Origin of the sequence: Streptomyces sp. ADMS (assembly GCF_033441795.1) — a bacterium.
GTDB lineage: Bacteria > Actinomycetota > Actinomycetes > Streptomycetales > Streptomycetaceae > Streptomyces.
Map to the genome: position 1 here is coordinate 1 of NZ_JAVFVX010000164.1, position 11889 is coordinate 11889.

The 11889-nt window shown below is 71.1% G+C and carries 9 protein-coding genes; 5 read left to right on the plus strand and 4 right to left on the minus strand.

Going from position 1 to position 11889, the window contains the following annotated elements; translation table 11 throughout:
* Positions 1-188: 188 nt before the first annotated feature.
* Genes RB628_RS37180 through mtnA form a run of 4 tightly spaced genes read right to left on the minus strand, consistent with a single transcriptional unit; the run spans position 189 to position 6030 of the window.
* Positions 189-2123: an LpqB family beta-propeller domain-containing protein gene (locus tag RB628_RS37180; RefSeq protein WP_318325060.1), complete on the minus strand. Its 1935-nt coding sequence runs from the start codon at positions 2121-2123 to the stop codon at positions 189-191.
* A complete protein-coding gene (gene mtrB / locus RB628_RS37185) occupies positions 2113-4185 on the minus strand; it encodes an MtrAB system histidine kinase MtrB (RefSeq protein ID WP_318325061.1) in 2073 nt (690 codons plus the stop codon). Before mtrB ends, RB628_RS37180 begins: the two co-directional genes overlap by 11 nt.
* Before the next feature lies 1 nt (position 4186).
* Positions 4187-4876, minus strand: a complete 690-nt coding sequence (gene mtrA, locus RB628_RS37190) for a two-component system response regulator MtrA (RefSeq protein WP_199812060.1) — start codon at positions 4874-4876, stop codon at positions 4187-4189.
* An 8-nt stretch (positions 4877-4884) separates the two neighbouring features.
* Positions 4885-6030 carry an S-methyl-5-thioribose-1-phosphate isomerase gene (gene mtnA / locus RB628_RS37195; RefSeq protein ID WP_318325062.1) on the minus strand — a complete coding sequence of 382 codons (1146 nt, stop codon included), beginning with the start codon at positions 6028-6030 and terminating at the stop codon, positions 4885-4887.
* Between the two features lie 137 nt (positions 6031-6167).
* Between mtnA and RB628_RS37200 the strand changes: the two genes are divergently transcribed.
* Genes RB628_RS37200 through RB628_RS37220 form a run of 5 tightly spaced genes read left to right on the plus strand, consistent with a single transcriptional unit; the run spans position 6168 to position 11784 of the window.
* A complete protein-coding gene (locus RB628_RS37200; protein ID WP_318325063.1) occupies positions 6168-7499 on the plus strand; it encodes a glycerophosphoryl diester phosphodiesterase membrane domain-containing protein in 1332 nt (443 codons plus the stop codon).
* A 4-nt stretch (positions 7500-7503) separates the two neighbouring features.
* Positions 7504-8286, plus strand: coding sequence for a DUF4129 domain-containing protein (locus RB628_RS37205; RefSeq protein ID WP_318325064.1), 783 nt, complete (start codon positions 7504-7506; stop codon positions 8284-8286).
* Positions 8283-9485, plus strand: a complete 1203-nt coding sequence (locus RB628_RS37210) for a DUF4350 domain-containing protein (protein WP_318325065.1) — start codon at positions 8283-8285, stop codon at positions 9483-9485. Before RB628_RS37205 ends, RB628_RS37210 begins: the two co-directional genes overlap by 4 nt.
* Complete coding sequence (locus tag RB628_RS37215) at positions 9485-10474, plus strand: MoxR family ATPase (protein WP_318325067.1); 990 nt, start codon at positions 9485-9487, stop codon at positions 10472-10474. The genes RB628_RS37210 and RB628_RS37215 overlap by 1 nt, the downstream gene beginning before the upstream one ends.
* Positions 10474-11784: a DUF58 domain-containing protein gene (locus tag RB628_RS37220; protein ID WP_318325066.1), complete on the plus strand. Its 1311-nt coding sequence runs from the start codon at positions 10474-10476 to the stop codon at positions 11782-11784. The genes RB628_RS37215 and RB628_RS37220 overlap by 1 nt, the downstream gene beginning before the upstream one ends.
* Positions 11785-11889 lie beyond the last annotated feature (105 nt).

The window sequence follows — 11889 nt, forward strand, 5'->3', positions numbered from 1 at the left end:
GCCGCAGGTCGCGGAGTGCGGTCCAGCGGCCCCGAGGAATTGCGCAGCAGAGTCACAAGCAGCACCAACGCAGCACCCGGAAACGCTGACGGCCCGCCGGGCATCCGACGAGCCGTCAAAATCTGCCTCCGACTCAGCTTCCCGAACCGGGCCCGGAGAACGAAGAACTGGGGAACCGGAAAGGCTTCTCACCCCGGATACACCGGAGCCGACCCCTCCTTGACCAGCTTCTGCCACTTGGACCCGGACAGCAGCCGCACGATCCCGTCCTCCTCCGAGTACGCCACCAGCGGCAGCCTCTCGTCCTCGGACGCCGCGATGCCCTTCACGCCGGTCAGCGCGGCCGGCGCCGACCCCGCCGGCGTCGAGCCGTCGACCTGTACATATCCCATCTGCTGGACGCCGCCCTGCTCACGCCCCACCACCACGAGCCGGCTGTCCCCGGCCCACGACATTGCGGTGACCTCCTCCAACTGCGGTGTCACGGAGTGCAGTTCGAGGACCGACACAACCGACTGCTCCACGGTCTTCTGACCCGTCGCCCGGCCCGTTCCCTGTCCCGTCCTCGCCGACGCCTTCTCCTGAGCCGACCCGGCCGACGTCTCCGCAGGCCGCCCGTCCCGCTCGATCCGCCCGATGTACAGGGATCGCAGGCCGTCCTTCTCCACGATGAGCGCGATCCGTACCCCGTCAGCGGCCACCCGTACCGCTTCGATGCGCCCGTCGAGCCCCGGAGTCCTCACTTCCAGCGGCTCGCCCGCACCCTTCTCCAGGAACAGCAGCCGGGGCTTCCTGGGATCGCGGTCGGCCACCCAGAGGTCGCCGTAGCCGTCCCAGCTCGGTGTGGTCAGCCGGTCGGCCCTGGTCGTGCCCTGGCTGGTCAGCACGGGCTCACCGAGCGATCCGCCGGACACCAGCGACCCGACGTACAGCATGGACCCGTCCAGTGAGACGCCGGCCGCGCTGTCCTCGTCCCGCGAGACCGCCGCGGACCGCAGTTCCTTCTCCCCCTCACCGAGCGCACCCGGCGCCGGGCCGACGTCGGCGGCGGCCTCGACACTGTCGCCGGCCACGCGGACGAGGCGGTGCTCACCGTCGATGAAGTACTGGAATCCGGGGCGCTGCACCACACCGCGCGCGGCGACGATCTCGGCCCGGTTCTTGTCGAGGACGCACAGCTGGGTGCCGTTGGCACGCTGCAGTGCGACCTCGTCGACACCCGTGGGCGTCAGGTCCTGGAGGGTGTAGAGGAGCTGGGCGGCCATCTCGGTGCACTTGGCGGACCCGACCCGGTTCGCCTTGTCGTTGAGCGGCACCGTCAACCGGTTCTGGTCGTCGGGGGTCAGCGAGGTGACGCCCTTCTTGAGCGCCGTACCGGTGGGGAAACTCGATCTGACCACCGGTCCCAGCCAGCGTGAGGGCCCCTCCAGCAGCGAACTCACCGTCTGTGTCATCGGGTCGACCTTCTTGCGGACGTAGACCGGATCGGCGACGGACACAGGCTGCCCGTCCGACTCCGTCGGCGTGTTCGACGCGAAGTAGTACTTGTTGACAGACGTGTAGTTGCGCAGGAAGTCCGACTTGCCCATGACGATGCCCTGCGGCAGGTCGTCGATGCGCCACTGCCCGCTCTTCTTCTCGCGCGTGAGGTGCAGCGTCTGCCTGTACAGCCCGCCGGCGGGCTGGTACGACTGCTGGGAGTCCAGTGTGGCGAACCTGGCGCCGGTCAGTGTGGACGCGTAGTTGTCGGGATCGTCCCGGCTGCCCGCGGGGACGTGATCGGCGGTGGGCCCGCCGTCCAGCACCGTGGTCGACGCGTCGGGCCGCCACTTCTCCGCGGCACTCGGCGTCAGGTACTTGAGGGCGGTCTCGAAGTTGGGGTCGTCACTGGTCAGCGCCTCCAGAAAGCCCTGGACGATCTGCCCCGGCGGAGCGTTCTCGTGAGGCGGCAGGGCGAAGACCCGTACCTGGGCGTCCTGCCGGGGCGTGGACTCGACTCCGCGCAGATCCCCGCTGTCGGGCATCGAGGCGCATCCGGCCAGCAGTACGGCCCCGCAGGCGGCGTACGCCACCGCACGAGCCGCTTTCCGCCGCCGACCGTCCCGCTCGCGGTCAGGGCCCACGAAATGCCTCCCCTTGTTCGTCCACACGCTCCGACCCGGCATCCGAGGACACCCTGTCCGAGGACTGCGACTCCGTACCGGACACACCGTCCCGCCGCACGCCGCCGGCCGCGCGCGGCACCACGCGGGCGCCGTTGCCGGGCAGCGCCGTGGGGTCGGCGGTCGGGGCCGTGGCGGCGAGTCGCGGCGCTATCGGCCGTTGCTCGGCGGCCGCCGTCTGCACCGGCACCGTGGCGAGCTTGTCGCCACCGGCGTGCGGCAGACCCGCGTCGTTGAGTCCCCGATGACGCCGGGAGTCCTTGGGCTCCAGCGGTATCGGTGAGCCCCGCAGGGGCTCGTCGGCGGTACGCGGCAACGTCAGCCGGAACTGCGAACCACCGCCCGGCTCGCCCCACGCCTGCAGCCAGCCACCGTGCAGCCGTGCGTCCTCCAGCGCAATGGACAGGCCGAGGCCCGTACCGCCGGTGGTACGCGCGCGTGCCGGGTCCGCCCGCCAGAAGCGACTGAAGACCCGGGTCGCCTCACCGGGTTTGAGACCGACCCCGTAGTCACGCACAGCCACCGCGACCGCACCACCCGCGGCGGCCAGTTTCACGGTGACGTCCTTGCCCTCGCCATGCTCCACGGCGTTGACGACGAGGTTGCGCAGCACCCGCTCCACACGCCGCGCGTCGGCCTCGGCCACGACAGGCTGCTGATCGCCGACGACCCGTACCGTCGTCCCCTTGCGCTCGGCCAGCGGCTCCGCACCGCTCACCACCCGCCGTACGACCTCCCTGAGGTCTATCGGCTCGGCCTCCAGAGCCGCCGCGCCCGCGTCAAACCGGCTGATCTCCAGCAGGTCCGCGAGCAGCGTCTCGAACCGGTCCAGCTGATCGGCGAGCAGTTCGGCCGACCGCGCGGTCACCGGATCGAAGTCCACACGCGCGTCATGAATGACATCGGCTGCCATCCGCACGGTCGTCAGCGGCGTCCGCAGTTCGTGCGACACGTCGGACACGAACCGCCGCTGCATCCGCGACAGCTCCTCCAGCTGCTGGATCTTCAGCTGCAGATTCTGCGCCATCTTGTTGAAGGCCTCGCCGAGCCGCGCGATGTCGTCCTCGCCGGTGACCTTCATCCGCTCCTGCAACCGCCCGGCGGACAGCCGCTCGGCGATCCCCGCCGCCATCCGCACAGGCGTCACGACCTGCCGCACCACGAGCCAGGCGATGGCCCCCAGGAGCACGACGACGAACAAGCCTGCCGTCGCCAGCGTCCCCTTGACCAGGCTCAGCGACTTCTCCTCCTGTGTGAGCGGGAAGAGGTAGTACAGCTGGTACGGGTCCCCGTTCGGGTCGTCGACCTGTTTGCCGATGATCAGCGCGGGCTGCGACTCACTGCCGTTGGTGTAAGTGATGCGGGTGTAGCTCTGGGCCATCAGCGCGCTGCCGTCGGCCTGCTCCCGCAGGGCGTCGGGCACGCTCGCCGTCGGGTCCACCCCGCCGGAGGCGCGCGGCCCGCGCCCGCCGCCGCTGTCGTCGCCCGCCGGACCGATCGGCAGCGTCACGACGTCGAAGGCACCCTGGCCGCCGCTGGAGAGGGACTCCACCAGGTCACTCATCCACTGGATGACGTTCTGCGCGGGACGGCCGCCGGTACCGGAACCGTCGTCCCCGCTGGCGTCGACCGCCGTGTCCGCCTTCTGCTTGGCCACCGCGAACCCGCCCGCGGCCTGGCTCTGCGATGCCTTCACCTTGGCGTCCAGGAGCCCGTTGCGCACCTGTCCGATGACGACGAAGCCGAGCAGCAGAACGACTCCGAGCGACATCAGCAGCGTCGTGGCGACGACCTTGAGCTGGATGTTGCGCCGCCACAGCCGCATGACGGGCAGCAGCGGCCGACGCACCCAGCGCATGAACAGCCGAAGGACCGGGCTGCCCTGGACACCGCCCTGGAGCAGCCCGCCCTCGAAGAACTGCCTCCAGCCGGAGCCGGCCTCGCGCACCTTCCGCCGGCCGACAGGCCGCCCCGCACGGCCCCCGGAACGCCCGGGGGGCGAAGCGGCACTGTCCCCGGACATGTCAGCTCGGTCCGGCCTTGTAACCGACGCCACGGACGGTCACCACGATCTCCGGCCGCTCCGGGTCCTTCTCGACCTTGGAGCGCAGCCGCTGCACATGAACGTTGACCAGCCGGGTGTCCGCCGCATGGCGGTACCCCCAGACCTGCTCCAGAAGCACCTCACGCGTGAACACCTGCCACGGTTTGCGCGCAAGCGCCACCAGCAGATCGAACTCCAGCGGCGTCAGCGCGATCGACTGCCCGTCCCGCTTCACAGAGTGACCGGCAACGTCGATGACGAGGTCGCCGATGGCCAGCTGCTCGGGTGCCGGCTCCTCCGACCGCCGCAGCCGCGCCCGGATCCGGGCGACCAGCTCCTTTGGCTTGAACGGCTTCACAATGTAGTCATCGGCACCCGACTCCAGGCCCACGACGACATCGACGGTGTCGCTCTTGGCCGTGAGCATCACGATCGGCACCCCGGACTCCGCCCTGATCAGGCGGCACACCTCGATACCGTCCCGGCCGGGAAGCATCAGGTCCAGGAGCACCAGATCAGGCTTGGACTCACGGAAAGCGGCCAGCGCCTTGTCGCCGTCGGCTACGAAAGACGGCTCAAAACCTTCACCACGCAACACAATGCCGAGCATCTCGGCCAGTGCTGTGTCGTCATCGACGACAAGGACTCGTCCCTTCATAAACGCCATCATCCCATTAACTAAATCGTTACCCGGCGTGACCTGTCACACAGCTCAGCAAGCGCCTCAGCCGTCACGGGCGAAACAACACCCGCTTCGGTGACGATCGCCGTCACCAACTCGGGAGGCGTCACATCGAACGCCGGGTTGTACGCCTGGGTCCCCAGGGGTGCCACCGGAATTCCGCCTCCCGCTTCCATTCCTGCCACCGGCACCTGAGGCGCGGCGATCTCCGTCACCTCGTGTCCGGCACGCTGTTCCACCTCGATCGACGCCCCGTCGGGGGTGTCCGGATCCACCGTTGTCACCGGCGCCACCACGATGAACGGCACGTGGTGGTACCGGGCCAGCACGGCGAGCGGATAGCTCCCCACCTTGTTCGCCACCGAACCGTCGGCCGCGATCCGATCGGCCCCGATCAGTACCGCGTCCACCTCCCCGGCGGCGAACAGGGAGCCCGCCGCGTTGTCCGTGAGCAAGGTGTACGCCATTCCGCTGCGCGCCGCCTCATACGCCGTCAGGCGAGCACCTTGCAGCAACGGGCGCGTTTCGTCCACCCAGAGCCTGCGCAGCCGCCCCGCCCGGTGCGCCGCCAGCGCCACCGCGAACGCCGTCCCCTCGCCACCCGACACCAGCGATCCGGTGTTGCAGTGCGTGAGCACCCGGTGCCCGCCGCCGGGCAGCAACTCGTCCAGGAGGGCCAGCCCGCGCACGGCCATCCTCGCGCTGGCCTCGGCGTCCTCACGGTGCAGCGCCCGTGCCGCGGCCAGAGCAGCCGCAGCTGCCTGCTCCCGGTCACCGCTCCCGGCAAGTTCCGCCCGGTACGCACCTTGTGCCCTGCGCACCCCGACAGCGAGGTTCACTGCGGTGGGCCGCGCCTGTCCCAGGGTGACGGCGGCATCGTCCACATCGAAGCCGCGCGCGGCGGCGAGCGCGACACCGTATGCCCCCGCGATGCCGAGGAGCGGCGCCCCGCGCACGGCCAGTGAACGGATCGCCGCCACCAGCGCGGGCGCGTCCGTACAGACCAGTTCGACCTCCTCGGCCGGCAGTCTCGTCTGGTCGAGGAGGACCAGCACCGGGCCCTCGGGAGGTTCGTCCCAGCGGAGCGCCGGTATCTCGGTGGGCCGGTTGTCCTCGCGGAATTGCGCGTACTGATCAGCCATCCGTCCAGTCTGCCCCCTGTCCGTCGGACAATTGAAGGTGTCCAGCCCATACAGGGGCCGATCCCCCGGGACTCTCCCCATGGCACGATGGCTGTCAACCTGCCGCGAACGCGGACGGGCACCGTGAAGGAGCGACGATGAACGACACTCCGGGCTGGGCCTCGCCCGGATCTGCCCCCTCCGAAGGGCAGCAGCCCGGCGCGTCCGCCCCTGCCGACCGCCCCGGTCCCGGGGAACCCTCGGACGAGCCGCGCCCCGACGCGACCGGCTCCGGACCGAAGTGGTCCCAGGAACAGCCGCCACCCGCCCAGTGGTCCGCCCCCACCGGCTCCCGGAACCCCGGCCAGGCCCCGCCCCCACCACCGCCTCCCGGCCCGGGCTGGGGCGGCCGGCACGCCGGCGCCCCCGGCGGATACGGCGGCCCCGGAGGATACGGCCCGCCCGGCGGCTACCCCGGCTGGGGAGGCAACTGGGGCGGTCCCCCGCCCGCTGCCAAGCCCGGCGTGATCCCGCTGCGCCCTCTCGGCGTCGGCGAGATCCTCGACGGCGCCGTCTCCACGATGCGCGCCTACTGGCGCACCGTGCTGGGCATTTCGCTCACCGTCGCGGTCATCACGGAGATCGTTGCCGTCATCCTCCAGGGATTCGTCCTGGACGACAGCACCAGCGTCGACACCCTCGACTCGAGCGCGAGCGTCGACGAAATGAGCCGCGCCATGGGCGACGCCCTGCTCGGATCCGGCGTCCTCTTCGTGATCTCCCTGATCGGCACCGTCATCGCGACGGCCCTGCTCACAGCCGTGACCAGCCGCGCCGTGCTCGGCAAGCCGGTGACCATCGGCGAAGCCTGGCGGGACGCCCGCCCGCAGCTCCCGAAGCTGTTCGGCCTCATCTTCCTGCTGCTGCTCACCGCCGTCGCGGTCTTCGCCGTCGGCATCACCCCGGGCCTCCTCGTGGCCGTCTCCGGTTCGGAGGGCGGAGGCACGGCACTCGCCGTCCTGGGCGGCTTCGGCGCGAGCATCGTCGCACTGTGGCTGATGATCCGCTTCTCGCTGGCCTCGCCGGCGCTGATGCTGGAGAAGCAGGGCATCGTGAAGTCGATCAGCCGTTCCACGAAACTCGTCCGCGGCTCCTGGTGGCGGGTCTTCGGCATCCAGTTGCTCGCCGGGATCATCGCGATGGTCGTCGCGTCCATCGTCGTCCTCCCGTTCACCTTCGTCGCCGCAGCCCTCACCGGGGACGGCATCAGCGGCTTCCTCAACGGCACGGGCGGCCTCGGCTGGACGTTCCTCGTCGTCAGCGGTATCGGCTCGGTGATCGGCTCCATGCTCACCTTCCCCATCACCGCGGGCGTGACCGTGCTCCTCTACATCGACCAGCGCATCCGCCGCGAGGCCCTCGACCTCGACCTGGCCCGCGCCGCCGGTGTCCAGGGCTCCGGCGCCTCGGGCGCCACCCCGGGGAGCTGATGCGGTGAGCCTGACGGGGGGAGTTCTCACCACGGTGCCGGCTCTGCCGCACACCGTGGAAGCAGCCGTACGAGCCCTGCTGCGCGCCGGCGGCACCGCAGTACTGTCGCTGGCGGGCGACGACCCGCCGGTGACGATCCCGCGTGATCCCGCGCGGGAGGCAGCCCAGCGCGAGCTGTCCAAGCGCATGTACCACGAGAACGACCCCGGCCTGCTCCAACGCGCCATGGACGCCTTCTGGGACTGGCTCGACGGGCTGTTCAACGCGGCCTCGACGGCGACCCCCGGAGGAGCCGTCGGACTGGTGGTGGTCCTTCTTGCCGTCGTAGCCGTGATCGCCGCCCTGTGGTGGCGCCTCGGCGCCCCGCGCCCCGGCCCCGCCTCCTCCTCCCTGCTCTTCGACGACCGCCCCCGCAGCGCCGCCGAGCACCGCGCCACCGCCGAGGCACACGCCGCCCAGGGCCACTGGAACCAGGCCGTCCAGGAACGCATGCGCGCCATCGTCCGCTCCCTGGAGGAACGCGCGCTTCTCGACGCCCGCCCCGGCCGCACCGCCGACGAGGCGGCCGCGGAAGCGGGCCGCACACTGCCCGCGCACACGGACCGCCTGCGCACCGCGGCCCACGACTTCGACGATGTGACGTACGGCGGACGCACCGCGAACCCACAGATGTACCGCCGTCTCACCGAACTCGACGACGACCTGGAGCGCACGAAACCCTCCCTCTCGATCAACAGCAGCGCCCCCGGCACGGTCCGCAACGCCCGCCAGGGAGCCGCCGAATGAGCACCGAGGCCACGCTCCCCACCACCACCTCGGCCTCGCCCACCGCCCGCCAGGTGTGGACCCGCGCGCGCGGCGTCGTACTCGCCGTCGTCCTCCTCCTCGTGGGCGCCGTCACGATCGCCGTGATCGGTTCCGGCACCCAGCGCGGCAGCCTCGACCCGCGTTCCGCCGAACCCCGCGGCAGCCGTGCCGTCGCCGAACTCCTCGCCGACCGGGGCGTGTCCACGCGTGTGGTCACCACCCTCGCCCAGGCAAGCGCCGCGGCGGACGCCGACACGACCCTTCTGATAGCGGCCCCCGACCTTCTGACCGACCGTCAACAGGCACAACTGCACAGGGCGACCCAGAGCTCCGGCGGACGCACGGTCCTGATCGCCCCCAGCAGCCCGTCCGTCGGTAGCCTCGCCCCAGGCGTCAGCGCGGACCCCGCACTCAGCTTCGCCTCGAAGCTCTCCCCCGACTGCGACCTGCCCGCGGCCCGACGAGCCGGCACCGCGGACACGGGCGGCTTCCGCTACGACACCAGCGCCTCCGACGCCGACGCGTGCTACCCGAGCGACGGCCTTGCCACACTCGTACGCGTCCCCGCGATCACGGGGACCGGCGACACCGTCGTGCTCGGCGCCCCCGACATCCTCTACAACGACCGCCTCGACAAGCACGGCAACGCCTCGCTCGCTCTCCAACTGCTCGGCTCCCGCCCCCACCTGGCCTGGTACCTCCCCTCGCTCTCCGACGAATCACTCACCGACTCCGGCGAGCGCGGCTTCTTCGACCTGCTCCCCTCGGGCTGGCTGTGGGGCACCCTGCAGCTCTTCGTCGCCGCAGCTCTGGCCGCCCTCTGGCGGGCACGCCGACTCGGCCCCCTCGTACCCGAACGTCTCCCCGTGGCGATCCGCGCCTCCGAAACCGTCGAAGGCCGCGCCCGCCTCTACCACAAGGCCAACGCCCGTGACCGCGCGGCAGGCGCTCTCCGCTCCACCACCCGCACTCGCCTCGCCCCCCTCGTAGGCGTCCCCGTGCCCCAGGCACACACGCCCGAGGCCCTGCTCCCCGCTCTGTCCGCCCACCCCCACGACCACGGAGACGGACAGTCCCTGCACTCCCTCCTCTTCGGCCCGCCGCCAGGCGACGACGCCGCACTCATCTCCCTCGCCGACCAACTCGACGCCCTCGAAAGAGAGGTACGCCGTCCATGATGGACCCGACCACTGACAACGCCGGGATCACCGGGGACCCGGGCACCGCCCGGGCCTCCCTGGAAGCCCTGCGCTCCGAGATCGCCAAAGCCGTGGTCGGCCAGGACCCCGCCGTGACCGGCCTCGTCGTCGCCCTCCTCTGCCGCGGACACGTCCTGCTGGAAGGAGTCCCCGGAGTAGCCAAAACGCTGCTCGTCCGGGCACTCGCATCCGCACTCGAACTCGACACCAAGCGCGTCCAGTTCACCCCGGACCTGATGCCTAGCGACATCACCGGCTCCCTCGTCTACGACACCCGCACCGCGGAGTTCTCCTTCCAGCCCGGCCCGGTCTTCACCAACCTCCTCCTCGCGGACGAGATCAACCGCACGCCCCCGAAGACCCAGTCGTCCCTCCTGGAGGCCATGGAGGAGCGCCAGGTCACGGTCGACGGCACTCCCCGCCCCCTCCCCGACCCGTTCCTGGTCGCCGCCACCCAGAACCCGGTCGAGTACGAGGGCACCTACCCCCTCCCCGAGGCCCAACTGGACCGATTCCTCCTCAAGCTCACGATCCCCCTCCCCACCCGCCAGGACGAGATCGACATCCTCACCCGCCACTCCGAGGGCTTCAACCCGCGCGACCTGCGCGCCGCCGGGGTACGCCCCGTGGCAGGCCCGGCGGACCTGGAAGCGGCCCGCTCGGCCGTCGCCAAGACAGCGATCTCCCCCGAGATCACCGCCTACGTGGTGGACATCTGCCGCGCGACCCGCGAATCCCCGTCCTTCACGCTGGGCGTCTCCCCCCGAGGCGCCACAGCCCTCCTCGCGACGTCCCGTGCCTGGGCCTGGCTGACAGGCCGCGACTACGTCATCCCCGACGACGTCAAGGCACTGGCCCTGCCCACCCTCCGCCACCGCGTACAGCTCCGCCCGGAGGCCGAGATGGAGGGCGTGACGGCCGACTCGGTCATCAACGCGATCCTCGCCCACGTCCCCGTCCCTCGCTGATGGCACTCACCGGACGCACCGCCTTCCTGGCGGCCCTGGGCTCGATCCCCGTCGGCATCTGGGACCCCGGCTGGACGAGCCTCCTCGCCGTCAACGGCCCCCTGGCGGTCGCCTGCGCCTGCGACTACGTCCTGGCAGCTCCCGTACGCCGCCTCGGCCTCAGCCGCTCCGGCGACACATCCGCACGCCTGGGCGAATCAGCGGACGTCACGCTCACGGTCACCAACCCGTCCGGCCGCCTGCTCCGCGCCCGCCTCCGCGACGCCTGGCCCCCCAGCAGCTGGCAGTCCGGCACCGAGGTGGAAGCCTCCCGCCACCGCCTGACGGTCCCCGCAGGCGAACGCCGCCGCGTCATCACCCGCCTACGCCCCACCCGCCGAGGCGACCGCCAGGCCGACCGCGTCACGATCCGTTCGTACGGCCCCATGGGCCTCTATGCCCGCCAGGGCAGCCACCGCGTCCCGTGGACGGTGCGCGTCCTCCCCCCGTTCACCAGCCGCAAGCACCTCCCCTCGAAGCTGGCACGCCTGCGCGAACTCGACGGCCGCACCAGCGTCCTGACCCGCGGCGAAGGCACGGAATTCGACAGCCTGCGCGAGTACGTCCCCGGCGACGACACCCGTTCCATCGACTGGCGCGCCACAGCCCGCCACACCACGGTCGCGGTTCGCACCTGGCGCCCCGAACGAGACCGCCACATCGTCGTAGTCCTCGATACCGGCCGGACGTCGGCGGGCCGCGTGGGCGACGCCCCCCGTCTGGACGCCTCCATGGACGCGGCCCTCCTCCTCGCGGCCCTGGCCTCCCGCGCCGGCGACCGCGTGGACCTCCTCGCCTACGACCGCCGGGTACGCGCCCTGGTCCAGGGCCGCGCCGCAGCCGACGTCCTCCCGTCCCTGGTCAACGCGATGGCCTCCCTGGAACCCGAACTCATCGAAACGGACGCCCGAGGCCTCACGGCCACCACACTCCGTACGGCCCCCAGACGCTCCCTGATCGTCCTGCTCACCAGCCTCGACGCTGCCCCCATCGAAGAGGGCCTGCTTCCCGTGCTCCCGCAACTGACCCAGCGCCACACGGTCCTCCTGGCCTCGGTGGCGGACCCGCACATCGCCAAAATGGCGGCAGCCCGAGGGAACACCGAAGCGGTGTACGAGGCCGCAGCCGCCGCCCAGGCACAGACGGAACGCCATCGCACCGCCGAACACCTCCGCCGCCACGGCGTCACGGTTGTCGACGCAATTCCGGATGACCTGGCGCCGGCGCTCGCTGACGCATATCTGGCCCTGAAAGCTGCAGGCCGCCTCTGAATGGTGTTTCTCCTCGGGAGGAGAGACACCATCTAGATCAGCCTTGAAACGCAGAAAAGCCCCGTACCGGTAACCCGGTACAGGGCTTTTCGCAATATTTGTTCG

Coding starts and splice junctions, on each gene's coding strand:
- RB628_RS37215 (WP_318325067.1), top strand. CDS start 9,485: ATGGACCCGACCACTGACAACGCCGGGATCACCGGGGACCCGGGCACC.
- mtrB (WP_318325061.1), bottom strand. CDS start 4,185: ATGTCCGGGGACAGTGCCGCTTCGCCCCCCGGGCGTTCCGGGGGCCGT.
- RB628_RS37200 (WP_318325063.1), top strand. CDS start 6,168: ATGAACGACACTCCGGGCTGGGCCTCGCCCGGATCTGCCCCCTCCGAA.
- RB628_RS37210 (WP_318325065.1), top strand. CDS start 8,283: ATGAGCACCGAGGCCACGCTCCCCACCACCACCTCGGCCTCGCCCACC.
- mtrA (WP_199812060.1), bottom strand. CDS start 4,876: ATGATGGCGTTTATGAAGGGACGAGTCCTTGTCGTCGATGACGACACA.
- RB628_RS37220 (WP_318325066.1), top strand. CDS start 10,474: ATGGCACTCACCGGACGCACCGCCTTCCTGGCGGCCCTGGGCTCGATC.
- mtnA (WP_318325062.1), bottom strand. CDS start 6,030: ATGGCTGATCAGTACGCGCAATTCCGCGAGGACAACCGGCCCACCGAG.